Source organism: Roseibium sp. HPY-6 (assembly GCF_040530035.1).
In the GTDB taxonomy this organism is placed as follows: domain Bacteria; phylum Pseudomonadota; class Alphaproteobacteria; order Rhizobiales; family Stappiaceae; genus Roseibium.
Map to the genome: position 1 here is coordinate 1,354,008 of NZ_JBEWCD010000002.1, position 24,807 is coordinate 1,378,814.

The 24,807-nt window shown below is 57.1% G+C and carries 21 protein-coding genes; 4 read left to right on the top strand and 17 right to left on the bottom strand.

Annotated elements, in window-relative coordinates; genetic code table 11:
• Positions 1-2: 2 nt before the first annotated feature.
• Entirely contained in the window at positions 3-2,285 is a 2,283-nt protein-coding gene (locus tag ABVF61_RS17640; RefSeq protein ID WP_353994843.1) for a putative bifunctional diguanylate cyclase/phosphodiesterase, read from the bottom strand.
• 313 nt (positions 2,286-2,598) lie between these two features.
• On the opposite strand from ABVF61_RS17640, the gene aroC reads away from it, so the two are divergent.
• Entirely contained in the window at positions 2,599-3,684 is a 1,086-nt protein-coding gene (aroC, locus tag ABVF61_RS17645) for a chorismate synthase (RefSeq protein ID WP_353994844.1), read from the top strand.
• Between the two features lie 29 nt (positions 3,685-3,713).
• On the opposite strand, the gene ABVF61_RS17650 is transcribed toward aroC, so the two are convergent.
• On the bottom strand, positions 3,714-4,478 hold the full coding sequence (locus ABVF61_RS17650; RefSeq protein ID WP_353994845.1) for a TSUP family transporter: 765 nt from the start codon (positions 4,476-4,478) through the stop codon (positions 3,714-3,716).
• Positions 4,479-4,588: 110 nt separating this feature from the next.
• Between ABVF61_RS17650 and ABVF61_RS17655 the strand changes: the two genes are divergently transcribed.
• On the top strand, positions 4,589-5,434 hold the full coding sequence (locus ABVF61_RS17655; protein ID WP_353994846.1) for a LysR family transcriptional regulator: 846 nt from the start codon (positions 4,589-4,591) through the stop codon (positions 5,432-5,434).
• Between the two features lie 146 nt (positions 5,435-5,580).
• Positions 5,581-6,486 carry a YghX family hydrolase gene (gene yghX, locus ABVF61_RS17660; protein WP_353994847.1) on the top strand — a complete coding sequence of 302 codons (906 nt, stop codon included), beginning with the start codon at positions 5,581-5,583 and terminating at the stop codon, positions 6,484-6,486.
• A gap of 50 nt (positions 6,487-6,536) precedes the next feature.
• Here the strand turns inward: yghX and ribB are convergent, their stop codons facing one another.
• The 15 genes from ribB to ABVF61_RS17735 all read right to left on the bottom strand — a co-directional run bounded on the left by ribB (position 6,537) and on the right by ABVF61_RS17735 (position 22,799).
• Positions 6,537-7,856 carry a 3,4-dihydroxy-2-butanone-4-phosphate synthase gene (ribB, locus tag ABVF61_RS17665; RefSeq protein WP_353994848.1) on the bottom strand — a complete coding sequence of 440 codons (1,320 nt, stop codon included), beginning with the start codon at positions 7,854-7,856 and terminating at the stop codon, positions 6,537-6,539.
• Between the two features lie 80 nt (positions 7,857-7,936).
• The gene (locus ABVF61_RS17670) at positions 7,937-9,049 is read right to left on the bottom strand and encodes a class I SAM-dependent methyltransferase (protein ID WP_353994849.1); all 1,113 of its coding nucleotides are present in this window, start codon (positions 9,047-9,049) and stop codon (positions 7,937-7,939) included.
• 3 nt (positions 9,050-9,052) lie between these two features.
• Positions 9,053-10,285: a class I SAM-dependent RNA methyltransferase gene (locus ABVF61_RS17675; RefSeq protein WP_353994850.1), complete on the bottom strand. Its 1,233-nt coding sequence runs from the start codon at positions 10,283-10,285 to the stop codon at positions 9,053-9,055.
• Between the two features lie 78 nt (positions 10,286-10,363).
• On the bottom strand, positions 10,364-11,614 hold the full coding sequence (locus tag ABVF61_RS17680) for a hypothetical protein (protein ID WP_353994851.1): 1,251 nt from the start codon (positions 11,612-11,614) through the stop codon (positions 10,364-10,366).
• Positions 11,615-11,814: 200 nt separating this feature from the next.
• Positions 11,815-12,555 (bottom strand): TlyA family RNA methyltransferase, encoded by a 741-nt coding sequence (locus tag ABVF61_RS17685; protein WP_353994852.1) that lies wholly within the window; start codon positions 12,553-12,555, stop codon positions 11,815-11,817.
• Between the two features lie 49 nt (positions 12,556-12,604).
• Positions 12,605-12,742, bottom strand: a complete 138-nt coding sequence (locus tag ABVF61_RS17690; protein ID WP_353994853.1) for a hypothetical protein — start codon at positions 12,740-12,742, stop codon at positions 12,605-12,607.
• Positions 12,743-12,767: 25 nt separating this feature from the next.
• Positions 12,768-13,394: an SCO family protein gene (locus ABVF61_RS17695; protein WP_353994854.1), complete on the bottom strand. Its 627-nt coding sequence runs from the start codon at positions 13,392-13,394 to the stop codon at positions 12,768-12,770.
• A gap of 134 nt (positions 13,395-13,528) precedes the next feature.
• Positions 13,529-14,026 carry a copper chaperone PCu(A)C gene (locus ABVF61_RS17700; RefSeq protein ID WP_353994855.1) on the bottom strand — a complete coding sequence of 166 codons (498 nt, stop codon included), beginning with the start codon at positions 14,024-14,026 and terminating at the stop codon, positions 13,529-13,531.
• A 37-nt stretch (positions 14,027-14,063) separates the two neighbouring features.
• Positions 14,064-14,456, bottom strand: a complete 393-nt coding sequence (locus ABVF61_RS17705; protein ID WP_353994856.1) for a hypothetical protein — start codon at positions 14,454-14,456, stop codon at positions 14,064-14,066.
• 71 nt (positions 14,457-14,527) lie between these two features.
• Positions 14,528-15,967: an MFS transporter gene (locus ABVF61_RS17710; protein WP_353994857.1), complete on the bottom strand. Its 1,440-nt coding sequence runs from the start codon at positions 15,965-15,967 to the stop codon at positions 14,528-14,530.
• Between the two features lie 163 nt (positions 15,968-16,130).
• A complete protein-coding gene (gene dxs, locus ABVF61_RS17715; RefSeq protein WP_353994858.1) occupies positions 16,131-18,050 on the bottom strand; it encodes a 1-deoxy-D-xylulose-5-phosphate synthase in 1,920 nt (639 codons plus the stop codon).
• A gap of 377 nt (positions 18,051-18,427) precedes the next feature.
• A complete protein-coding gene (locus ABVF61_RS17720) occupies positions 18,428-19,630 on the bottom strand; it encodes a helix-turn-helix transcriptional regulator (protein ID WP_353994859.1) in 1,203 nt (400 codons plus the stop codon).
• Positions 19,631-19,947: 317 nt separating this feature from the next.
• Positions 19,948-20,196, bottom strand: a complete 249-nt coding sequence (locus ABVF61_RS17725) for an exodeoxyribonuclease VII small subunit (RefSeq protein WP_353994860.1) — start codon at positions 20,194-20,196, stop codon at positions 19,948-19,950.
• 121 nt (positions 20,197-20,317) lie between these two features.
• Positions 20,318-21,247: a histone deacetylase family protein gene (locus ABVF61_RS17730; protein ID WP_353994861.1), complete on the bottom strand. Its 930-nt coding sequence runs from the start codon at positions 21,245-21,247 to the stop codon at positions 20,318-20,320.
• A 559-nt stretch (positions 21,248-21,806) separates the two neighbouring features.
• Positions 21,807-22,799 (bottom strand): L-threonylcarbamoyladenylate synthase, encoded by a 993-nt coding sequence (locus ABVF61_RS17735; RefSeq protein ID WP_353994862.1) that lies wholly within the window; start codon positions 22,797-22,799, stop codon positions 21,807-21,809.
• A gap of 218 nt (positions 22,800-23,017) precedes the next feature.
• Here ABVF61_RS17735 and ABVF61_RS17740 point away from each other — a divergent pair, with 218 nt between their 5' ends.
• Complete coding sequence (locus ABVF61_RS17740; protein ID WP_353994863.1) at positions 23,018-24,799, top strand: acyl-CoA dehydrogenase; 1,782 nt, start codon at positions 23,018-23,020, stop codon at positions 24,797-24,799.
• Positions 24,800-24,807 lie beyond the last annotated feature (8 nt).

Genomic DNA, 24,807 nt, shown 5'->3' on the forward strand with positions numbered 1-24,807 from the left:
TCTCAGGCAGTGGCTGATTTCTCGTTGAAAAAGGGGTTCGACTGAACGGTGAAGTTCTTTTTGAGGATCATTGCCGCAAGTTCGACTTCCGGAACAGCTTTGGACACGAGAAATCCCTGGATGACGTCGCAGCCGTTCCGTGCAAGCCAATCGCGTTCCCCTGGCGTTTCAACGCCTTCCGCCAGCACGCTGATATCGAGGCTTTTCGCGAGGTTGATCAGAGCGCTGGTGAATTTTTGCAGGTCCTTGTTCGTGTCAACGCCGGACACAAAACTGCGATCGATTTTAACGCGGTCGATCTTCAGATCCCTCAGGCTGGATATGCTGGAGTGTCCCGTTCCGAAGTCGTCAAGCTCGATGAAGAAACCGAGATCGGAGAGGTGGGCGATATTCTCCTTGATTGGCTTTGCCTTGTCCTCGTCAATCATGACCGCTTCGAGAATTTCCAGGCTGATCATGGAAGGGTTCAGTCCGGCGTCCAGAACGTGACGGTGGAGCGCGCCCACTGCGGAGGCGTTGCTCAGGAGATCGGCCGATATGTTGAGCCCGAAATGAACAGTTCGCCGGGTCTTGCCAGTAAATTCGGATGCGAGCTCAAGTGTCTTTTGGCGGACGATTGCCTCGATGCGGTCCATATAGCCCGCCTCTTCAGCGGCAGGCAGGAAGTAGCCCGGAAAGCGGACGGTCTGATGGTCAAGCCAGCGAACCAGCGCTTCTGCACCGATGATCTCACCAGTGTGTACATCCACCTGCGGCTGGAACCAGGGAACAATCTCGCCGTTGTTCATGGCGCGAAGCAATTGCTTGGCAATCTCGCCATTTTCCTCAAATGCAACCCGCATTTCAGAGGTGAAGCGTTCCACTTTGCGCGGTGCTTTTTGTTTTGCAGAGCGCAGAGCAAGCTCGGCATCGACAAGCAACTGGTCGGTTATCGGGTCTCCGGCGTTGCTGATCAGCAGACCGGCATTTGATTCAAGGACCAACTTCTGGCCTTCAATTTGGCGTTCCCGGCCAAGTTCCCGGATGATCCTGGCAGGAGTGTCTTCAAACGACGCACTGTCCGTGAGATCGGGGCGCAACAGCATGAACTCAGTGCCGCCCGTCCTGCAGAGGAAATCCTCGGCTTCGGCGAATTGGACGAGCTGCTCGGCAACGTCCCGCAGGATCGAGTCGCCGGACTGATCGCCGAACAGGTCGTTGATCTTCTTGAAATGACGCAAGTCCAGGATGACAAGGCCAATCCGGTTCGGTGTTTCACGGTCGGACAGGCCGCGAAGGGTCTTGAGGAGCGCGCGCCGGTTCGGCAGCCCTGTCAGCGGATCGTGGAAACCGAGGTTCTCAAATTCTTGCTGTGTTCGGTCAGCGAGCGCCCGGCTGAGCGCAACCGCGATCGCAAAGGCGGCGATGATGACGAGGCCGCCCACAAGGCCCGCCAGCGCAACCGCAAACATGGTCTCGGCCCGCTGGTGCTGCAGGTCCGCATGCAGATAATCAACGGTCTCCTGCCAAAGGTTGAAGATGGCGCGTACAAAGTCCGGTTGGACTTTGTTCAGCTCACCGTTGGCAATATCCGCACCAGTGGTCCCCTTAATGGTCGATGACAGAAGTTTGGAACCTGCCGACTGGTAGGCGAGATTGGCGCTTCGATAGGCAGCAGCCTTGTCTCTGAGCGAGTCGGCTTTCGGACCCTGTAGATCCATGAAGTTTTCTTTAGTCGCACGGGAGGCGGTATCAGCAGCGACTTTGAACTGTCCTGCTTGGACTGGAACAAGCATCTTGTCCCAGGTGTTTATCGCGTCTTTTCCGGCAAGCATCTCACCATTGTTCACCATGACCGATGTTTCAATGACGACGCTCAAAAGCGTATCGTTGATGAGATGCGGAAACTCGGACGTTTCGAACGAAGACGAAGAACTGAGCCGCGAATGCTGCGCAATTGATGATGCGAGCGACCTGGCTTTGCGCAAGGCGTCGGGGATGCCCTGTTCGTTCATGAAGCCGCTGAGGTCTGCGACAAGGCTTTGCTCTCGTGCGGAGACATCGAAATCAGCCAGCTGTCGTACCAGCAGCTCAGTCGGCTGCTTTACGGTCCCGGTGAGCGCCTTTTCCTGCATCAGCGGACCGAGCGCCTGTATCAGATTAAGGCCGGCGAGACTGCGGTCTATCGAGTTTACATCTTCGAACTTGCTGTGAAACCAGAGCGAGGCAAAAAGCAGGCAGGGTGCCAGCAAAAAAACAATCAGACCTGTCAGCCAACCTCGGATGTGCACTTCTGTGCCCCACATTAAACCGCCCAAGCACTATTCTAATAAACGATGAGCATTAAAGATTGGCAAATACATGCAAGAAATCGCGAGATGTTTTTATAGATGTCAAAAATAAGCATGTCTCAAAGACGGTAGATCTCAGCTCACAACAATAGTGGAGCCGGTCTTCCGGCATTTGCCAAGCGCACACAAACGGCCGGACTTGGCTTGGTCTGACCGGTCGGAAACTTCATTCAACAAGGGCAAAAGCGAAGGAAGGCTTGAGCTTCGCAGCGCTTTGCCTTATCGCTCGGCGCCTGATCTCTTTCCTGCTCACGATTTGGATCCCTGTATGTCCCACAACAGTTTCGGTCATTTGTTTCGCGTCACCACCTGGGGGGAAAGTCATGGCCCTGCGATCGGCTGTGTCATTGACGGATGTCCGCCGCTGATCCCTTTGACCGAAGCTGATATTCAGGGCTTTATGGAGAAGCGCAAGCCCGGGCAGTCCCGCTTCACAACCCAGCGCCGGGAAGCTGATGAAGTCAAAATTCTCTCCGGTGTCATGGCGGATGAAGACGGTGTGCAGAAAACGACTGGAACGCCGATATCCCTGATGGTGGAAAACACCGACCAGCGCTCCAAGGACTATTCTGAAATAAAGGATCGGTTCAGGCCTGGACATGCAGATTTTACGTATGACGCTAAATACGGCATTCGGGACTATCGCGGCGGTGGCCGGTCCTCCGCGCGGGAAACGGCAATGCGCGTTGCCGCTGGTGCGGTCGCACGGAAAGTCCTGCAGGGCGTTACCATTAGAGGTGCACTGGTTCAGGTCGGAACACAGACGATCGATCGTGGCAACTGGGACTGGGCCGAGGTCGGCAACAACCCCTTCTTTTCGCCGGATGCCGCTGCTGCGGCAAACTGGGCGGACTATCTGGACGGTGTACGCAAAGCGGGTTCTTCGGTCGGTGCCGTAATTGAAGTCGTCGCCGAAGGCGTTCCAACAGGCTGGGGCGCACCGATATACGGGAAACTCGACACCGAGCTCGCCGCTGCAATGATGTCAATCAATGCGGTCAAGGGGGTCGAAATCGGCAACGGATTTGAGGCCGCCCGTCTTACTGGCGAAGAAAACGCCGACGAAATCCGCATTGACGACGTGGGCAGACCGGTATTTTTGACGAACAATTCCGGCGGCGTGCTGGGCGGCATCTCAAACGGTGATCCGGTGGTGGTTCGCTTCGCCGTAAAACCGACCTCGTCGATCCTGACAGAACGCAAATCAATCACCCGTCAGGGCGAGGAAGTGGACGTCATGACCAAAGGCCGTCACGATCCGTGTGTCGGGATCCGCGCCGTACCGGTTGGTGAAGCCATGATGGCTTGTGTGCTGGCCGACCATTTCCTGCGCCACAGGGGACAGGTTGGATAAGGGCGTCGAAAGCGCAGCAGGAGAGAATTCTAAAAGGCGACGGTTCTGATGAAACCTGCTCCTGCAAACAGAAGCAGAAGATAAAGACATCCCCGGCGATAGGTCTGGTCGAGGCTTTTGCTGAACAGCATTGTCCCGGCAAAAACGCCTGCAAGCACAAGCGGCGCAAGGACCGCGGCTCTTGCGAAAGACTGTTCATTGAGCACGCCGAACCAGATGAGCGTCACCGACGAGGTGAACATCCCGAAAAAAAGATAGAGTACGAGCGAACCGCGCATTTCGCGTGCTTTTTTCGGTGATGCAAGGACATAGAGCGCGATCACCATGCCACCGATCGATGCAAGCCCGCTGACGATGCCGGCAGCAAAACCGGCCGCAGGCAAAGCAACGCGATCAGAAGCCATGTGAAAATTGACTTTGAATAGCTGCAGGATTGTCAGGCTGAGAACGAGAATCAAGGCAAACAGCTTTGACAGCTCCGCGTCGATGCTCGTTGTCAGCAGAAGACCGAGCGGCACGCCGATGGCACTGAAAAGGGCGAGCGTTATGGCGGTGCTGAGTTTTGCATCCCGCAAACCGCCGCGGAACATCGCAACGCTGGCCGCAAGCTCCAAAAGGAAACAGACCGGTATCAGTTCGATGGGCGGAATGAATACCACGATGCTGGCCATCAAAACGGCCGAAAGACCAAAGCCGGCAAAGCCGCGCACCGCCCCGGCGACGAACGCCATAATTGCGCTAATGGCCAGATATGTCGGGGGTAGTCCGGTCCAGACGGTCAGATCCTGAAGCATTGTGTTTCTTTCATAAGTAGCTGGTGCTTTCTAACAGCCTGCATAAACGCAAGTAAATTCTCGTAAGTGCAGATAGGAGCTGCAATAATGCAGCGGTGAATTGGGAGAACTTGAAATTTCTGTTGGCGTTTTATCGTGCCGGATCTTTATCCGGCGCGGCTGAACGATTGCAGGTTGATGCAACAACCGTATCGAGGCGCTTAACGGCTCTGCAGGACGAAATCGGTGCGCAACTGATCGAAAAATCCGCAAATGGTTCGCTCGAACTGACAGCAGCCGGACTTCGTACGATCTCTCACACCGAATCCGTGGAAACAGCGCTTGACTTGCTCACATCTGAATTGACCGGTGCAAGGCTGGCCGAAGAAGGCATTGTCAGGCTCTCTTCCGTACCGGTCGTGAATTCCAAAATTCTGATGCCCGCGATAAGGCAATTCAGTCAGCAGCATCCCGGGATTGAATTGCACCTGGCGTCCGAGGTGCGAAATGTCAGCCTTACCAGACGTGAAACCGATATGGCGATCCGGCTTGGCCGACCCCGCGATGGTGGGCACAATGTGACGGCAAAACGAATTGCTGTACTCAAGCATGCGGCTTACGGCCCGTCAGACGGCAGCTCCGACGAACTTCCCTGGATTATCTACCACGAGAACATGAACTTCCTTCCGCAGGCCCGCTGGATGGCCGAATATCTGAAATCCGGCGCGCGTAGCGTCTCAAAGATACGCCCGAGTGATTTGGAAGGGGTCATTGAAGCGATTGCCGCGGGACTTGGGCGCTCGGTCATTCCGATAGTGATTGCGGAAACGGACCCGCGTATTAGAAGGTTGCCGGAGCCCGAACCGGACCTGCAGCGGGAAGTGTGGCTGATGCAGCACGCTGATCAGGCCGGTCTTGCGCGGATGGTTGCCGTCAGCCGCTGGATCGAGCGGATATTTGCGGAAAGAAAATCGTAAAAGTCTTCCGGGGCCTCAAGGGCTGCCGTGACGGGTGTGCTGTTACAAACCGTTACAACTTCGTCGCGGCTCTCCCATAGACCTGGCGCATCCTTCTTCTACTATCAAAGGTGCACTCTGCTTCGCATGGTTCAAGGAGTAATGTGATGAACGACATGACACCGGTTCGCCGGATGACGGCGAAGGATTTCCCTCAGGAACTGCTCGACCTTTACGACTATTACGCACACGGCAAGATCACGAAGCGCGAGTTTTTGAACGGGGCGGCGAAATTCACCGTCGCAGGTGTGACTGCGGCGATGCTGCTCGACCAACTGTCGCCCAACTACGCACTCGCCCAGCAGGTGGATCCCGATGACACGTCTATCGAGACCCAGCGCATCACCTACCCCTCGCCAAACGGCCACGGCGAGGTGAATGCCTATCTCGTCAAGCCAGCTGGCAGCACCGGTAAACTGCCTGCAGTGCTCGTCATTCACGAGAACCGGGGCTTAAATCCTTACATTGAAGACGTCGCGCGTCGTCTCGGCAAAGCAGGGTTCATGGCAATGGCGCCCGACGGGCTGACCTCTGTCGGAGGTTATCCGGGCACTGATGACGAAGGCCGGGAATTGCAGCGAACCGTTGATCGGGAAAAGCTCCTCAACGACTTCTTTGCCGGCTTTGAATATCTGCTGAACAGTGACGACAGCACCGGCAAAGTCGGTGCGGTTGGGTTCTGCTACGGCGGCGGCGTGGTGAATGCAATAGCCGTTGCCTATCCGGAACTGGCCGCAGGCGTTCCGTTTTACGGCCGTCAGGCGGATGCTGCCGATGTACCGAAGATCCAGGCACCGCTCATGCTGCAATTTGCCGAACTGGACGAGCGCATCAATGCAGGCTGGCCAGCTTACGAGGAGGCGCTCAAGGCCAACGGGAAAGACTACGTTGCCCACATGTATCCGGGCGTCAACCACGGCTTCCACAACGACACCACACCGCGATTTGATGCAGAAGCTGCAAAGCTTGCCGAAGATCGCACGATCGCGTTTTTCAAGGAACATCTGTCGTAAGACGCCCTGGCAGGTGCGGGCACTTTTGCTCGCACCTGCGACATGAACGTTCAGGTGTCGAGAATTTCTGTCTCGTCGATTTTGATGTCAAAGCCTTCCAGGCCGACATAATGCCGCTCGCGTGAGGCAAGCAGCCGGATTGAGCTGACACCGAGGTCCTTCAGGATCTGGGCTCCGAGGCCGACTTCGCGCCACTGTTCCTGCCGGGCCTGTGCGGAGCCATGTTCTTCCGTATCTGCGGCCTCAAAGTCGGAGCGGGCACGCCGCGACTGGCGTGCAACGCCGACGGAGCCTTCTCTCAGGAACACAATGACACCGCGTCCTCTCTCAGCGAAGTGGTTCATGATGTGATCAAGCGGCCGGCTTTCACCAAAAACGTCATCCAGAACAGATTCCAGTTGCAAGCGCACCGGAACGCTGCGGCCGTCGAGAATGTCGCCGTAGACGATGGCAAGATGATGCATCGGGTCATAGGGCGTTGAATAGGTCATTGCATAGGCCGGCCCGGCAATTGTCTCTACCGGTTGCTCATTGACCCTCTCCACCATGCGCTCGGTGCGCTGGCGCCAGGCGATCAGGTCGGAGACCGACACCATCTTCAGCTCATGTTCAGCGGCAAACTCGGCAACCTGCGGTCCGCGTTTCACCGTTCCGTCGTCGTTTACAAGCTCACTGATGACACCGACTTCTTCCAGGCCGGACAACCGGCAGAGATCGACAGCGGCTTCCGTATGACCGGAACGCATCATGACGCCGCCTTCTTTCGCCACAAGCGGGAAAATGTGTCCGGGACGCACAAAGTCGTCGGCCGCCACATTGGGATTTGCAAGCGCATGAACGGTGGCGCAGCGTTCTTCGGCTGAAATCCCTGTAGTCAGTCCCTGACGATAGTCGACAGAGATCGTAAAGGCGGTGGCGAGTGGAGCGTCGTTCTCGGCGACCATCGGATCAAGTCGAAGCCGGCGCGCGTTGGCGGGCGTCATCGGTGCGCAGATGATGCCCGATGTGTGACGGACCATGAATGCCATCTGTTCCGAAGTGATCTTAGACGCTGCGACGATCAGATCTCCCTCGTTTTCGCGGTCGTCATCGTCGGTCACGACCACCATTTCTCCACGTTCGAATGCGCGGATAGCTTCTGCGACACGGGCCTGGGACACGGGATGCTCCTTGGTTGTAGCCAATCCGAGAAAGTCGTTCGGGGTCACTGCGCCATCCGTTGCGATGGCAATCTTGCGGGCCATGTCCCGCGAGACCCAGACATTCGGATCGTTGCATAGGGCCGTTACGGAGGCAGGCGACAGGTTTGCCCGACGCGCGAATGCGCTCCGGTTTTCACCCGTCTGTAACAGCCATTGATCGAGTCTCATGACAACGCATATACGCGCGTTTTCTTTCAGTCACAAGAGAAAGTTGCTCAAAATTTCAGTGTCACTGAAAGAGTTGGCGTTCAGTCCGATTTGACGAACGCGACCGCGCGCGACACGAATGCCGGCGTCATCCAGCGCTCCTGCAGGCCTTCGCCGGCGCAAAGGCCTGTCAGGTCTTCCTTGAGATAAGACGTATAGTACGGTTCGTGGAAAAGCTGGGGGAAGAGCGACAAAAGGCCGTCGTAATCCGGCACGTCGCCCGTTTGCAGGCTGTCGACGAAAAGGAACGACCCGCCCGGTTTCAATACCCGGGATACTTCTGCGATCACCTGGCGGCGCACCTTCGGGGGCAATTCGTGGAACAGAAAGACGCAAGAGATGACGTCGAGCGAGGCATCGGCGAAGGGCAGGGATTCCGCCATCGCCGTCACGTAGCGCGCACGGCGTGTTTTCGTTCGCTCCCGTGCGACGGAAAGATAGGGCTCCGACAGATCAAGGCCGATCCCGTGTAGGCGCGGAAACGCCTTGAGCGCCGGGCGCAGTAAACCGCCGGTACCGCACGCAAGGTCGACATACGTCACCTTTCGCTGGTCTTTCTTTTTCAGGATTTCTGCGAAAGGGATCAGGACCTTACGCCGCATGGCGGCCGTCGCGCCGGAAAACAGGACGTCGACCTGAAAGTCGTAAAGCCGCGCGCTGTCTTCCGACAGCCATCCATCCGTCTGGAAATGGAAGTTTTGCCGGTAATAACGGGGCAGGGCTTCGGCGAACCCGCTAACCTCTTCATTGACTTCCTGATGAGCACCGGTCGCGCGGCGCCTGGCCACCTCAGGAACGTCCTTGAAGAATGCGCGGCTGGTTTCAAGCAGCTCGCGCGGGCTGAGCGTCCCGTCCGACGGCATCGGGTAAAGCCCGTCTTCGACTGCTTTCAGATCGTCCGCAAACAGTTTGAAAATGTCGGCAAGCATGCGGCGCTGACCGGGGACCGGCCCGTCAGGCTGAACCTTGGGGGTATCGGGCAGGTCTTTTTGGATGCGCTTGTTCATCCGGCGCATGGCTTCTGAATGCAGTGTGTAGAGCGCGACCCGGCTACCCTGATGCAGGGCGTATCTTGTGCGCCGCGCCAGACTGGCCAGAGGCGGAAAACCGTTTCCTCTGGGTGACAGATCCGTCTTGTCGTCCACTGCAGCCATGGCTCACTCCCGGGTCAATAGCGCAACCACCTCAATATGGGGCGAATAATGGAACTGGTCCACCGGTGTGACGCTTTGAAGCGTATAGCCGCCATCAAGCAGAAGCCTGACATCCCGTGCGAAGGTCGCCGGATTGCACGATACGGCAAGGACGGTTTTGACCTTCGATCGGGCCAGCTGCTCTGCCTGCGCCTGTGCGCCTGCTCTGGGCGGATCGAACACCACCGCGTCAAACGGCTCCAGTTCTTCCTGCACCAGGGGGCGCCGGAAAAGGTCGCGCCGCTCAAAGGTTACTTTTTTCAACCCGCGCGCATTTCGGAGCGCCTTGTCGAAGGCAGCCATTGCTCCGACATCTCCTTCAACCGCATGGACATTTGCCTGGCGGGCAAGACGAAAGGCAAAAGTGCCGACACCTGAAAACAGGTCTGCAACGGTTTTTGCCTTTCCAACACCTTCGCACACCAACAGGGAAAGGGCTTCCTCACCGGCCTGGGTTGCCTGCGTAAAACCGCCCGGCGCAACAGTTAGCCCAACGCCGTTCATGTCGAGGCGAGGGGGGCGGATCTCAAGAAGCACTTCGCCGTTGACCGAAAGCCGCGCCAGATCGAGCTCGACTGTTTTTTGCGACAGGCTGGGGATCTTGCGATCGTATCCTTTGTCTGCCTTGTCGATGGCAACGTCGAGACCGGCCGTCGTATTCAGCACGGTCAGGCGAAGCTCTCCCTTTCGCGGCAGTACGTCTCCCGCGAGCGATTTCAGTCCGGGCAGTGCATTGACGATTGCTGGATCGAGAACCGGACATTCGGTCACATCGACCAGTCGGTGGCTCGCCTTTTCATGATAGCCGAGTAACGTGTGCCTGCCGGCGCGTGTTGCCGTCAGAACCGCCCGCCGCCGGCCACCGGCTGTTGCGGAAATCGTGTCGGAAACCTCCGCAACAATACCGCGGTCCTTGAGCGCCTTTGCGACGAGTTCACGTTTCCAGACGAGATAGGGTGCTTGCGCCAGATGCTGAAGCGCACAGCCGCCGCAGGTTTCGTAATGTCGGCAGACGGGCGTGATCCGGTCGGGTGAAAGTGTCTTGAAGCTGGGGTTTTTAGCCCTGCCGTCGATGACATTCGCAGTCACCGTCTCTCCGGGCAGTGCGCCCGGCACGTAGACTGGGCCTTTGTCCGTGCGTGCAACTCCGTCACCGCGATGCCCGAGTTCGGATACTTGTAGATTTGTTTCGCGCATGTGCGAGCGATAGCGTCAACGGGTCATGGGGGCAAGATCTGGCGCGTGCCGTCGCGAGCGCCGTTTACGAATTGTGGCCTAGCGATCACCCCTGAAGAGACCCTTGGCCCGGGACAGCCAGCTCTGTGGAGTGTCATTGCCGGTCGCCCGGTCCGATCCACTGGACCGTCTGGCAAAATCGCGCAAGGCATTCAGATCCTGTTTCTGTTGCGTAATCTTGATTTCGCGCCGGGTGTCGTTTGCTGCCTCGCTTTCGGGAGGCAGGCGGTCTCCCGATCCGGCTTGCTCCGCAGCGGACTCCGGTCGCCGGTCATAAGGCTGAGGATCATTGGCCGCCGTTACCTCGTGTTTTTCTTCTTCGGCGCGTTGGCGAATGTCCTCCGCGCTTTCATACCTGTGATAGCGTTTTGCCGTCGTATCCCCGTAAATGCCGAATTCGGGCGCGTGCACGACCACAAGTCTGACTTTGTCCCAGGCGGAGTGGCCTTCGATCTTCTCGTGATAAACGGCAACCGACCAGTCCTCGTCCTCGTTGCCGAAAGTGTTGTTGTCCGGCAGGATCGACCCGCGGATCTGGCATAGCTTGATAAAGCCATAGACAACTTCCATCATCCAGGGAAACGGAACCCGCGCTTCCTCAAATTCGATCATTTTGCCGATGATCCATTGAGACCCGTTCACCACCATTTTCAGAGGCAGGCCTTCACCGAGGCGTCCCGCGCTGGAGCTGAGATAGGGGCGGATGTTCAAGAGCGTATAGTCGCCATCCTTTGCAACGCCTTCAAAATAAGACTGAGGTACAAGGTTGTCGCTGACGCACCAATGGATCGCCGTTGCCGGATTGTGGCCAATGATGAGCTTTGCCAATTCGTAACAGAAGGTTCTCGCCCGATCCGCTTCCTCCAGCGTGTTGAAAGACGAAACGGCACTGATGGCTTCGAGAAAATGCGAAGACCTTGAGCCCAATTCCTCCCTGATATGCCGGCTGTCCAGAAATCCCTTGGCAATGGTGATGAAAGTATTCGCCTTGTGCCGCATAACGACATCATGGGCGTTGGGCAGGACAAATCCGGTATAGGGGGTGGAGAGCGCCGTTCGAAATCCTTCAGGCCCAAGCGGGTCCGTGTTCTGGCTGACCAGGATCCGGTGGCCGTTGGCATGCACATGAATGTCCTTGCGCGTCGACGAGGCGATCAACTGGACTTCGGGGGCGTAATTCAGCTCCCTCGCAAGCTTTTGGATTACCTGGAAAATGACGTTACCGTCCAACGGATTGAATTGTTCATGGAGTATCGCGCATTCAACGCTTTCCAGTGCCGGAATATCCATGTAACGCTCCCTTTTGTGTTGTTTCGGTTATAGGTCCGAAATCTTCCCAAAAGGGAAATGTGATCGCAGAAAACTCAACCAATGAGGGAAAAATCTTCGATCGAGAGTTGATCTTTGGCGGCTTGTTTTGAAAACAATCAACCATTGCCGGTCGTCTCAGGCAGTGGACGCGGATCGCTTCCTTGCCCGACAGCGGCTGATCAGATCGATTTTCGCCCATAAAGCAGCCATTCGGCATTGCCGTCGCCACCCTTTACGGGCGAGGGGACCAGATCGCCTGCCATCCAGTCAGGATAGGTGGAAAGCCATGTTTGAAGGTCGTTCGCAGTCTCTTCGGCAGTGACGGGGTCGACGAGCCCGCCCTTGCCGACCTTCTCCCTGCCTGCTTCGAACTGTGGCTTTACCAGCAAAACACACTCAGCCCCGGGCGCTGCCAGATCGAGGGCAGGTGGAAGAGCCAGTTTGAGCGAGATGAAGCTGACATCGGAAACGATCAGGTCCGGACTGTCTCCGTCAAGGTGACGGCTTTTCAGGTCACGTGCATTCAGCCCATCCTGCGCGACAACGCGGAGGTGGTCGCGAAGCTCCTCCCGAAGCTGATCATGACCGACATCGATCGCGTGCACCTTGGCCGCATTCCGTTCAAGCAGGACCTGCGTGAAACCGCCGGTAGATGCACCGACATCAAGACAGATCCTGCCTTTTGGATCGACGCCAAACCGGTCGAGGCCTTCAACAAGTTTCAGGGCAGCGCGCGACACATATTTCGAAGCCGGGTCGTCGACTTCCACGGACGCGTCGCCCAAGACTTTCTGCGCCGGCTTTCGGCAGAGCGCGCCGTCAAGTCGAACCGTGCCCCGCAGGATCGCGTCGCGGGCCCTTGCACGGCTTGCAAAGTGGCCGCTGTCGACAAGATGCTGATCGAGACGTTTTGAGGCCATGTGCCGCCGTGGGTACCAAGCGTATTCCGGAACTGAGAGGTTAGCGCTGTCAGCCGAAGCAGCTGGCAATCGCAGACAGGAGCCGGTCGGCGTAAACCCGTTCACCGGCGTAGAGCCACAAGACGGCTGACAGCGCAACGAGCCCGGTCGCGCCGGCAGTCAGTCCTATATAGAGTGGCATGCGCATCAATGGTGCTCCACTTGAGCCGGCCTCAGCTGGAGGCAGGCGCGTTCGCAATCAGGCGACGCAGTTTCTCCAGCGCGGTTTCTTCTGCCTCTGCATAGGCGATTGTCCCGACGAACTTGTTGTCTGAATTCATCAGGTAGACAGCGGCGGAATGGTCCATCGTATAGTCGCCGTCGTCAAGTGGGACCTTCTTTGCATAGACGCGATAGGCCTTGATCACTGCATCGACCTGTTCGCGCGAACCGGTCAATGGCCTGATCCGCTTGTCGAACGCCCACACATAGTCGCGCATGACATCGGGCGTGTCCCGTTCCGGATCCACCGACACGAACGCGTAATTGAGTTTGTCGGCGTCAGGTCCAAGAGCCTCCATCCAGCCCTGGAGTTCGGAGAGGGTCGTCGGGCAGACATCCGGGCAGTAGGTGAACCCGAAAAACAGGACGAGTGGCTTGCCGGCAAATTCCGCATCGGTGACAGTCTCGCCGTTGCCGTCGACGAGTTCAAACGGACCGCCGATCGCTGCCAGCGGTTCGATCAGGGCGCCGGAATTCCCGTTGCCAGCAGTCTGCTGATAAACGAGAAATCCTGATGCGGCGGCAAGGACGGCAACTGCCGCCCAAGCCGCGTACCGAAAGATTTGTAATCCGGACATTGGGTGTCCCCTTCTTGACCAACTGCGTTGCTTGCGCCCATCAGCGTGATGGCATTCGCCTCGCGATTGCGTGTCAGATAATGATCTAGTGCAGGAGGGCCGCGCCGTGCAGCGCGGCCATGCTCACAATTGGGTTAGTTGTGATTATGGCCGTGGTCGCCATGACCATGGTCCATCGACTTTGCGCCCATCTTTGCGACATCAAGATCTATCGCTACGTCGCCAGCCTTTTCAAAGGTCAAGACGACCGGGACCGTCGTCCCTTCTTCGAAGGATTGATTTAGCCCCATGAACATGATGTGCAGGCCGCCTGGTTGAAGCGTGACGGTTTCACCGGCAGGGATCTCAATGCCGTCGTTAAGCTCTCTCATTTTCATGATTCCATCGGTGACAGCCATTTCATGGATCTCAACCTTTGCGGCAACGTCGGAACTTGCGGCCACAAGTCGGTCGGCTGTTGCGCCCGAATTCATGATTTCGACAAAGCCTCCGCCTGCTTTTGCCTTTGGCGGTGTTGCCCGTGTCCATGTTTTGGAGAGCGTCAGGTCGCCCGCCTTGTAGTCAGCGGCAAACGAGGAAAGAGAGACGAAAGTGAGCGCCGCTGCGGCGGCGATGGATGTCCAGAGTTTCATGTCCGTGTCCTTTAAAGTCTGAAATTTGGTTTCGGTTTCAGATCAGGGACACTGGTGGCGCGCGAATTGGGGCAACGTTCCGGGACGGCGATAGTTTGGCATCACGGTTGACCTTCGCAGGCAAACTTTCCGCCGGAAGGGCATTTGGAGAAAATGAGGGTGCAGCAGCTGAAAGACAGGTGCCTGTTGCGCATCCGTGCGCACAGACCGGACCGCATTGGCAGGTCGCAGGGTCATGCGCGGCAAAGCCCAATGCCGGGCTCGAGGAGTGGCATAAGCTAGTGAGGCCATTGGCGGCCGCAACTTCCGGCGAGAGCGCCGTGGCCAGAATGCCGAGACACAAGCGCAGCGTGAACGCGACCATCGCCATTGCGACGAGGGGATGGCGTTCCCGCCTCAGCAGGTGCAGTCGTGACGCTTGAATGGCCATGGAGCGCTCTTACGCTGGTTCAAACGGCTTGTCGAGGGGCGAAACAGCGCAGTTTCTGTCCCGCAACGGTTTCAGGTTTTGACTTTGGGTTCGCCGTCAGTGGTCGGCGGGGTGTCGGTTCCCAGAGGTTTACCCGCATGGCCGGTCTGTGCGTTTTCGTCACCCGTTTTATTGTCTTCCTTCGTTTCGGTACTTTCGGTTTCCTCGTCCGGCACCGTGTCGAAATTATAGATGTCATCCTCGTAGGCCGGAAATTCCTCCGGCGGAATGACATATTCTTCCGCCTCAACATCAAGCGGTTCGGGGGAAATGACCGAACCGACCTGTGCTGTCGCGGCGTATTCAAAGTCGGTCTTCTCGTCGACCGGAAGCGCCTGCCGTGTGAAGACGCGCGTCAGAACAAAGGCAGCCATCGTCAGGCTGACCGCCGCGATCATGACATAAAGGCCTGAGGGACCGATCTGGCCCATGATCAGCGAGGCAACCAAAGGACCGATAATCGATCCGATGCCGAAGGAAAGCAGCATGCCTGAAGACGTTTCGACAAAGTCCTCGGGTGCAGCATGGTCGAACGCGTGGGCAACCGCGATCGCGTAGAGCGGTTGCGTGAACATACCGACAAGGATCGCGGACAGGATCGCAACCAGGAACACGGTTGGTGAGAAGATCACGATTGACAATGACGCAGCGGTGGTCGCCGTTCCAAGTCCGACAAGAACCAGCCGGCGGTCCATCCGGTCGGAGAGCCGACCGACCGGCCACTGCGCGATCATGCCACCCCCGATGATCGCCGCGGCATAATAGGCGGACTGATTGGTCGAGAGACCGATCTGAGATCCGTAAAGCGGCGAAAGCGTGAAGACCGCCCCTTGGCAAACGCCAATCAACAGGATCCCGACAAAGGCCGCTGGCGAAGTTCGGTAGAGCCTGATTGGCCGGAACCGTACCAGCGTGATCGGAGCCGGTTGCGTCGCGGTCGTTAGGGATATTGGCATTACGGCAAGGCTCAGCGCCACCGATGCAACTGCGAACGGCACGAAAGAAGCAATGCTCATACTGGCGATCGATACCTGACCGAGGATCAGCGATCCGAAAACGATCACGATGTAGATGGACATGATCGTTCCGCGGTTCTCGTTCGTCGCGCTTTCGTTGAGCCAGCTTTCTACGATCATGTAAAACCCGGCCAGGCTGAACCCGGATACCACGCGGATGATGAACCAGGCATAGGGATCTATAATGACCGGGTGCAGGATTGCAGCGCCGGACATAAGCGAAACCAGCGCGGCGAAGGCGCGGATATGTCCGGCGCGCATGATCAGGAGGGGAGCCGCCAGGCAGCCCAGCACCAGTCCGACGAAGTAAGCCGAGGAAATGGCACCGATCTCGAAATCGGTAAAGTAATACCGGTCCGCAGCGAGAGGCAGCAAGGTTGTCTGGAGCCCGTGCCCGAAAATGAGCAGGGCGACAGACAGCAAGAGAGCGGACACGGAAAGAAGTGTCTGAGCCATGATTGCCTCACGGGAACTGATGCTAAAACAAAAGCGCCGGTTGGAACCGACACGATTGATCCTGCCTAGCAGCCTTTCCAGTAATCGCAGCTTCTGTCAATCATGATTTGAGGGGTGCCGCATACATGTCCCCGAACGACGATTTCGTCGGCCGTAAAACCGTTTATGCCCGTTGCGGAGCGGTGAGCATTTCTGTGCCAAGCGCCGTGAACACGGCCTTCAAAATACCGTCGCAATTCAAACCCGCCTTGGCATACATGGCGTCCGGTTTGTCCTGGTCGATGAAAACATCGGGAAGCGCCAGGGTTCGGATCTTGAGACCGTTTTCCAAAAGGCCTTCTTCCGCGAGCCGTGTCAGAACGTGACTGCCGAAACCGCCTGCAGAGCCTTCCTCGATCGTGATCAGGACTTCATGCTCGCGCGCAAGACGCCGGATCATGTCCATGTCGAGAGGTTTCGCAAACCGGGCGTCTGCAACTGTTGTTGAAAGCCCTGCGGCGTCGAGTTCATCGGCAGCCTTCAGGCATTCGCTCATTCGTCCACCGAAACTCAGAAGCGCAACTTTTGTGCCTTCGCGCCGGATCACGCCCTTGCCGATCTCAAGGACGCTACCGCGTTCCGGCATGTCAAGGCCGACGCCTTCGCCGCGCGGATACCGGAAGGACAATGGGCCCTCATCATAGGCCGCTGCAGTCGCAACCATGTGACGCAATTCAACTTCGTCCGCAGCCGCCATGACTACAAAACCGGGAAGGCAGGAGAGAAACGCCGTGTCGAATGCGCCTGCATGGGTCGGTCCGTCGGCACCGACAAGACCGGCACGATCGATCGGAAAGCGAACCGGCAGGCCCTGGATGGCAACGTCGTGAATGACCTGGTCATAGGCGCGTTGAAGAAACGTTGAATAGATGGCAGCGAATGGCTTGTAGCCCTCCGTCGCAAGACCAGCCGCAAAGGTTACGGCATGCTGCTCGGCAATGCCGACGTCGTAGGTCCGTTCCGGAAACGCTTCGCCGAAGAGATTGAGCCCGGTCCCGTCCGGCATCGCCGCGGTGATGGCCACGACCTTGTCGTCGGCTTCCGCTTCCTTGATCAGCGAAGTTGCAAAAACGTTGGTATAGCTTGGAGCGTTGGCTTTCGGCTTGGATTGTTTGCCGGTGATGACATCGAATTTGGCGACGCCGTGATATTTGTCCTTCGCACCTTCCGCCGGCCCATAGCCTTTTCCTTTTTGCGTCACCGCGTGGATCAGCACCGGGCCATGGTGCGTGTCGCGCACGTTTTTGAGCACCGGTAGAAGGTGTTCCATGTTGTGGCCGTCAACGGGACCGACATAGTAGAACCCGAGCTCCTCGAACATGGTGCCGCCGGTCCAGAACCCGCGGGCATATTCTTCGGCACGTGCCGCCTTCTCAAAAACCGGTTTGGGCAGGTTCTTGGCAATGTTCTTCGCCGCATCCCGCAAAGTCTGGTACGTCGGACCGGAAACCAATTTGGCAAGATATGCGGACATCGCACCGACCGGAGGGGCGATCGACATGTCATTGTCGTTGAGGATGACGATGAGGCGTGAGCCGAGATGACCGGCGTTGTTCATGGCCTCGTAAGCCATGCCGGCGGACATGGCGCCATCACCGATGACCGCAATAACGTTGTTATCGCCGCCCTTTAAATCCCGTGCCGCAGCCATGCCAAGTCCGGCAGAGATTGATGTCGATGAATGCGCCGCGCCGAACGGGTCGTAACGGCTTTCCGCGCGCTTGGTAAATCCGGACAGGCCTTCACCCTGACGCAGCGTCCGGATGCGATCACGCCGTTCGGTCAGGATCTTATGCGGATAACACTGGTGCCCGACATCCCAGATGATCTTGTCGTCCGGCGTGTTGAAAACGTAGTGCAGCGCGACTGTGAGCTCGACAACACCCAGACCCGCACCCAGATGACCGCCGGTGATCGAGACGGCGTCAATGGTTTCCGACCGCAACTCGTCGGCGACCTGTTGGAGATCGGTTTCTTCGAGTGCGCGAAGGTCCTCGGGAGAGTTGACCTGATCAAGGAGTGGGGTATTGGGCTTTGAAGACACTCTGCTGAAGGCTCCACGAAAGTAAATCTGGCGGGCAGGCATACACCAACCGGTTATAGGGCGCAAATGCCGCTGCAGGAATGCGCCAAATTGTTGCGCGATACCAACAGACGACTTTCACAAACACTACAGTCAAGCTTCAGAGCTGTGGTGCAGATCACGTGCATTTTTAGTGTTGGTGAGCGTTTTTGAAATCCAGTCACCCTTTTGGGTGATGCATACATTGTCGATCTGGCCTATTGGAATGGGGTGGTCGATGGGGCCACGTGCACAGTGATCAACTTGGGGTCGCGTTTTGCGGCCCCTTTTTGTTGCAGGTCCACTACCGGCAGCCTCTGTTGCCAGGGCAGCCGGCCCTTTCAATCCGACGAAATCTGCTAGAACAGTCCCGACAGTCTGTGGATCAGCCCCGCAAGCTGCAGTTGCGTGTGAACACCGGTTTTTTCAAAAATTCGCCTGAGGTGGGTCTTCGCGGTGTTTCGGGTGATGCCGAGCTTTTCAACCGTATCGTTCATCGAACCGGTCATCGTCAGATGGCGCGCCAGATGGGCTTCTGACTGCGACAGGTCAAAACGGTCCTGCAGGATCGCTTCAATGTCTTCCGGAAGCTTGGATGTTTCGGCTATTCGAATCAGCACCCAGGGCTCCTGATTGATGCCGCTTTGGCTGACCGGGGAGGGCACGCGTCCGAAAATGAGACGTCTAAGGTTCCCCTCCGGGTCCTCGATGCAAACGGAATTGTTTCTTTGATCCTGAGTGGATGCGTTGGCTGTGCCGTTTTTAGTGTGCACGGACGTATTCGGGGCGTAGACAGCATCAAGGGCGTCCTGGAGACAGGCTTCCAGTTGCTTGTTTTTGAAATCGACCTTCTCGCCGCGCAGAATTGCACCTCCTGTTGAGAGCAGGCTGTTCAGGCCGGTTGAGGTTTGTCCCAACACGGTCCTGTCCCCGGTCATCAGGACTGAGGGGCAGGACGAGCAGGAAAGCAATATACGCTGTATCTGGTTCTCAGCGCGCTCCCGCTCGAGCTGAAAAAAAGCTTCGAGCCCAGGTGCCAACACTTTCGTAAGGGTACGAAATGTTTCTGAGGCGAGCTCAACGTCTATCGTCTCGGTCGTATATGTGTTGAAGAGGCATCCGAACAGGATTGTTGAGTGGTCGGTGCGCTTTAGCGGGCTAATCAGGCCCGGGACTTCAGGCTCCTCTGGACGGCTGTTCGGAGTGCCATCTCGCGAACGGGCTCTTTCCAATGAGGGCTTGTTGCCGTTGAATTCGCCCTTGTTCAGGGTTGTCTTGCAGTAGGGATAGTAGAGCGCCGCGTTGGTCATGAGAAACCGAAGCGCATCTTGTCCCCCATCCGGTTTGGCGGTCTGCAGCATTTCGTTCAGATGCGCGTACGATCGGTCTCCACCGAACTTCTGCGTCGGATTGCCGTTCTTTTCGATTTCGCAAATGAACGAGGTACAGCCCAGTTTTAAGTCGACAAGCGCCAGAATTGGAGTCCAGCCATCGGATTGAGTGGAGCATTCTAGTACACGTAAAAGTAGATCGACTTCGTCTGTTTTATTAAGTGCAGGCATAATCAAAAGCAACTACTAAATATTACATAAAGACCTCTTAAACCTGTCAATATTACTAGCAATTAGTTTGAAAAATAGCAACTGAAGTGCGTTTTTATCGCAATGTGCCTGGCCGGGCACAGTGCAGGGAACGATCCGAGATTCTTTGAAAGAGGCCTGAGAGCAGAAAGAGAAACCCTCATGAATCCTGGACTGAACGCGACTCACAAGCAGTCTGTGAGGCAACTTTCAGTTCTTCGAAATGACCGGGATCCGTTCAAGGTGCAAGATGGACGGTGTGCTGAAGACCCTTCGATCTTACACTGTGGAGGCAATGCTTACTGAGGGTCGAGTTCCGTGGTATCAGACGCTTCGCCGTTTTGGCCCAGTTGGATTTTTTCAACCTTGGCTTCTGCCGATTTCAGCAAAGTGTCGCAATGCTTGCGAAGAGCGTCGCCGCGCTCATACATCTCGATGCTGCGTTCCAATGGAACGTTGCCCTGTTCAAGTTCCCGCACAATCGTGTCCAACTGCTTGAGCGCATCCTCGAAAGAAAGCTTGGAAATATCTCCTGCAGCATCGCTCATCGATAGGGTCCCTTTCTGGCTCCAACGGTTCTGATGGAAACTCGCGGGCTTCGGCGCGCAGGTCAAGATGCGAACGGCGAGATAGCAGTGATGATCCCCGTCGTTTTTCCCAGCCTGGCTCTCAGCCCGTCATCAGCGTCATGACATGGGCAGCGGTGGATCGGGCAAGGCCTTCCAGGTCGTATCCACCTTCAAGCACGGAGATGACTGCGCCATCACTGTGTTTGTCGGCGACATCCATCAGCACCCTTGTTGCCCAGGCAAAATCGGCCTCCAAGAGATTGAGGCCACCTAGCGGGTCGCGCGCATGGGCGTCAAACCCGGCCGAAATGATGACCAGCTCAGGCGCAAAGTCATCAAGCCGCGGCAGAATGGCGACCTCCATGGCTTCCTTGAAGGCTAGGCCATCCTCGCCGGGTGCCAGCGGGACGTTGACGATGGTATTTGCCTCACCGGTCTCTGTTGCGGCGCCAGAACCCGGATAAAGCGGCATTTGGTGCGTGGAGCAGTACATGACACTGGCATCGTCCCAGAAGATGTCCTGCGTTCCGTTGCCGTGGTGAACGTCAAAATCAATGATAGCGACCCTGCCGATACCATGTTTTTCCTGGGCATACCGGGCGGCGACCGCGACGTTGTTGAAGAAGCAAAACCCCATTGCCCGTTCTTTTTCCGCATGGTGGCCGGGTGGGCGGGACGCGGAAAACGCATTGCTGACTTTCTTTGTCAGGACTTCATCAACCGCACGGCAAGCGCCGCCGGCGCCTCTGAGGGCTGCTTCCCATGTGCCGGGCGACATGGTTGTGTCTGCGTCCACGCGCGCGACACCTTCATCGGGTGCCAGGCGGTGTAACTGGTCGATATAGGCCATCGGATGCGCCCTGGCGATGTCCTCCAGCGCTGCGACCGGCGCGTGGTCGCGTTCCAGCGATTGAAATTTTTCGTGTTCCAGGATCCTGTCGATCGCGCGTATCCGGTCGGGGCGCTCAGGATGCCCGAGAGGCGTCAGATGGTCGACATAGCAAGAATGGTGCAGGACAAGCGTGGACAAGGGGCGTTTCCGGAAAGAACTGATTATTAGTCTGATGGCGTCTATCAGAGCCGCCCCGGACAGTACTGTCAATTGATGATAGGTCTTAGACTATCGAGTCGGTGCCCGGGCTGCGCGGGTTTCATCTTCCCAAAAAGAAGGCCGGCACATTTGCCGGCCTGTTTTAAGGTGCGAGCACCGCAATGCCCGAGGGGAGGTCCGCTGCATCTCAATTCTGTGAACAAGACTAAGTGATTCTCGTAAGGGAATGCGAGCTTTTTACCGTAATCCGGCAGGCTCTTGATGTTGATAAGTTTGAAAACGGTCTTTTGAAACAAACGTATTCGGACTCAAATGCTTGCGTGTATAGCAGTTGTAAACTTGAATTTTGTTTATCTGTTATATTGGATTCTTATAGCGAAGACGGGTCATCTTGGAGTAGGCAGGCTTCAACTGCCGGGATAAGTTTTACGCGCGAAGTGCTGAAAAACCTGCCTTTTTTTCGTGCTGCCAAAAAAAGCATCACAGCGATGTTTTGGACAGTGTTTCGTATGCCAGCACAAATTGTAGCAGCTGTCGGTCATCGCGGAGCAGCTGCGCGCCTCAAGCGATCGTTGATTGCCTCGCCAAGGCCAAAGCTGGGGATAAATTGAACCCGGATGGCATTTGCGCCGCTTTGATCGAGTTCACGCATGCCTGCAAATAATCTCGATGCGGCCTCCCGAAGGTCAGCACTCGGGCTCAGGTTGAACTCCGCGAGGGCGTTCTCTGCGCCGGGTAGACGGTCCGGTCCGAATGAGAGCAAGGCATCCGAAGGCCTGGCCTCCTGTGCGTTCAGAACCATATTGGCATCCGGCGCATAGTGCGATGCCAGCATTCCAGGTGCCGATGGTGCGTCCGGTTGCATCGTTGAAGGGGCGCCTTCAAGCGAGACACCGAGAACGGCTTCGATGCTTTCTCGCGCAATTCCACCCGGACGCAACAATCGCGGTTTCGCATCGGTCAATCCGATAATTGTGGATTCGATGCCGACCTCGCAGGCACCTCCGTCGACAATGAAGCTCAGCGCGTGCCCGAGATCCGCGACGACATCCTCCGCGCGCGTCGGACTGATCTTCCCCGATCGATTGGCGCTTGGAGCGGCGAGCGGCACGCCTGCCTTCTGCGATAGGAACCGCATAACCGGGCCTTGCGGGACGCGCAAGGCCACCGTCTGCAGTCCGGCGGTTGCAAGATCGGAAATGGAAGACGTTTCTTTCTTGGGCACCACCAAGGTCAACGGCCCCGGCCAGAAAGCCTCCGCCAGTGCGAGGGCCATTGGCCCGAAGCTCCCGTGCTCCTGTGCGTCCGCAAGAGCTGGAACATGAGAAATCAGCGGATTGAATTGCGGGCGGCCCTTGGCTTCGAAAATCCCGGCACAGGCAAGACCGTTGGTTGCGTCGGCGGCCAGGCCATAAACGGTTTCTGTCGGCACTGCGACAAGCTCGCCGTTGGAGAGCGCGGTGCAGACCTGGGATGCTTCGGGTGCGGTTTGCCAATCCGTTGTGCTGAGGTCGACCTTCCAGCGCTGCATTTTCCAAAACCCTGTCACGTTGTGGCGGCGCAATGAACGAAAACTGGCCGACCTGCCGTAGCGACATGGGTTGACGTTAACGTCAAGTGGTCTATTGTCCGGTCGAACGGCTGTTTCAAGGGCCTTTTGCGGCTAACCAGTAATGCCGTCAAGCATCGAACAGAAAAAACAAAAATTCGCCGGCTTAATAGAGCCGAATGGTTCTTGGGAGGACCTGGATGTACCGCGCGCCAGTTGACGAGATTGCCTTCACTTTAAAACATGTCTGCGGCCTGCACGAACTGCAAAAGACGGAGCATCACGCGGAACTGGGCGATGATCTCGTCGATGCCATTCTGAACGAGGCTGGTCGCTTCGCTGCCGAAGAGATCGCGCCGTTGAATGCCGTTGCCGACAAAAACGGCACAACCCTGGAAAATGGCAAGGTCACGACACCGCCCGGTTGGCGCGACGCTTATCATGCCTGGATAGAGGGCGGCTGGAACGGTTTGTCGGCGGACACTGAAGCAGGTGGACAGGGACTGCCGCAAATGCTGTCTGCGGCGGCGATGGAAATGTGGAACTCCGGTTCCATGGCGTTCGCGATCGGTCCCACACTAACGATCGGCGCTGTCGAGGCCATGGAAAGGCATGCATCTGAAAAGCTGAAGAGCACCTATCTGGAAAAGCTGGTGTCCGGCGAATGGATGGGGACGATGAACCTGACCGAGCCACAGGCCGGGTCCGACCTCAACGCGCTCAGGGCGCGTGCTGAACGCAATGATGACGGAACGTATCGCATTTTCGGCCAGAAGATCTTCATCACTTATGGGGATCACGACCTGACGGACAACATTGTTCATATGGTGCTTGCCCGTCTGCCGGACGCTCCGGCTGGAACCAGGGGCATCTCGATGTTTCTGGTGCCCAAGTTTCTGGTCAATGAGGATGGGTCTTTGGGCGAACGAAACGATGTTCGTGTTGCCGGGGTTGAGCACAAGATGGGCATTCACGGGTCTCCGACCTGCACAATGGTCTATGGAGACGAAGACGGCGCAATAGGCTGGCTTGTCGGAGAGGAAAATCGCGGTTTGGCGTGCATGTTCACGATGATGAACAACGCCCGCCTGGCGGTTGGCATTCAGGGGCTGGGTGTTGCCGAGCGGGCTTATCAGCACGCATTGGCTTACGCCGTTGAGCGCAAGCAGGGAAAAGCGACGGGCGAAACAGGCAGCGGCATGAGCCCCATAGCACGCCATCCCGACATCAAGCGCATGCTCTTGTCGATGAAATCCAAGACGCAGGTTGCAAGGGCAATCTGCTACGCTTGCGCGCATGCGATCGACATGGCCAAGATCGCCGCCGACGGCGACAGTCGGGCATTCTGGAACGAGCGTGCAGGTCTGCTCACGCCGATTGCAAAAGCGCTGTCGACGGATTTCGGCGTCGAGGTCGCATCGCTCGGTGTCCAGATCCATGGCGGCATGGGATACATCGAAGAAACCGGAGCCGCCCAGCACCTGCGCGACGCCCGCATCGCCCCAATCTATGAGGGGACAAACGGCATTCAGTCGATCGACCTGGTGACACGCAAGTTGCCCCTTTCGGGTGGTGCTCACGTGAAGCAGTTTATTTCCGAACTCAGCGACATCGCCGACGAAGTGGCAGCTTCCAACCGACCTGAATTCGGCGCAACGGCCGATTGCTTGAAAAACAGCGTCGCGGATCTGGAGGAGGCGACCGGTTACATGCTTGCCGCGCTGTCTGAAAACCGGGTTGACGATGCGCTCTCCGGAGCTACGCCCTATCTCCGGCTCGCCGGTCTTGTTCTTGGCGGTTCGTTGCTTGCGAAAGGCGCGCTGAGATCCGTCTCCGAACCTGCGCGAAAGCTTGCTGAGCGCATGCTTCTTGCGCGAAGTTATTGCGAAACAATCCTTGGCGAAACCTCCGGATTGAAATCTGACATCGTCCTGTCTGCCGCAGCCATTCAGGCATTCGACGCTGAAGCGCTCGCGTCCTAACCCGGAGA

Bases quoted from the DNA above. Each gene is read 5' to 3' on its own strand.
- ABVF61_RS17640 (WP_353994843.1), bottom strand. From the start codon at position 2,285: ATGTGGGGCACAGAAGTGCACATCCGAGGTTGGCTGACAGGTCTGATT.
- aroC (WP_353994844.1), top strand. From the start codon at position 2,599: ATGTCCCACAACAGTTTCGGTCATTTGTTTCGCGTCACCACCTGGGGG.
- ABVF61_RS17650 (WP_353994845.1), bottom strand. From the start codon at position 4,478: ATGCTTCAGGATCTGACCGTCTGGACCGGACTACCCCCGACATATCTG.
- yghX (WP_353994847.1), top strand. From the start codon at position 5,581: ATGAACGACATGACACCGGTTCGCCGGATGACGGCGAAGGATTTCCCT.
- ribB (WP_353994848.1), bottom strand. From the start codon at position 7,856: ATGAGACTCGATCAATGGCTGTTACAGACGGGTGAAAACCGGAGCGCA.
- ABVF61_RS17670 (WP_353994849.1), bottom strand. From the start codon at position 9,049: ATGGCTGCAGTGGACGACAAGACGGATCTGTCACCCAGAGGAAACGGT.
- ABVF61_RS17675 (WP_353994850.1), bottom strand. From the start codon at position 10,285: ATGCGCGAAACAAATCTACAAGTATCCGAACTCGGGCATCGCGGTGAC.
- ABVF61_RS17680 (WP_353994851.1), bottom strand. From the start codon at position 11,614: ATGGATATTCCGGCACTGGAAAGCGTTGAATGCGCGATACTCCATGAA.
- ABVF61_RS17685 (WP_353994852.1), bottom strand. From the start codon at position 12,555: ATGGCCTCAAAACGTCTCGATCAGCATCTTGTCGACAGCGGCCACTTT.
- ABVF61_RS17690 (WP_353994853.1), bottom strand. From the start codon at position 12,742: ATGCGCATGCCACTCTATATAGGACTGACTGCCGGCGCGACCGGGCTC.
- ABVF61_RS17695 (WP_353994854.1), bottom strand. From the start codon at position 13,394: ATGTCCGGATTACAAATCTTTCGGTACGCGGCTTGGGCGGCAGTTGCC.
- ABVF61_RS17700 (WP_353994855.1), bottom strand. From the start codon at position 14,026: ATGAAACTCTGGACATCCATCGCCGCCGCAGCGGCGCTCACTTTCGTC.
- ABVF61_RS17705 (WP_353994856.1), bottom strand. From the start codon at position 14,456: ATGGCCATTCAAGCGTCACGACTGCACCTGCTGAGGCGGGAACGCCAT.
- ABVF61_RS17710 (WP_353994857.1), bottom strand. From the start codon at position 15,967: ATGGCTCAGACACTTCTTTCCGTGTCCGCTCTCTTGCTGTCTGTCGCC.
- ABVF61_RS17720 (WP_353994859.1), bottom strand. From the start codon at position 19,630: ATGCCTGCACTTAATAAAACAGACGAAGTCGATCTACTTTTACGTGTA.
- ABVF61_RS17725 (WP_353994860.1), bottom strand. From the start codon at position 20,196: ATGAGCGATGCTGCAGGAGATATTTCCAAGCTTTCTTTCGAGGATGCG.
- ABVF61_RS17735 (WP_353994862.1), bottom strand. From the start codon at position 22,799: ATGCAGCGCTGGAAGGTCGACCTCAGCACAACGGATTGGCAAACCGCA.
- ABVF61_RS17740 (WP_353994863.1), top strand. From the start codon at position 23,018: ATGTACCGCGCGCCAGTTGACGAGATTGCCTTCACTTTAAAACATGTC.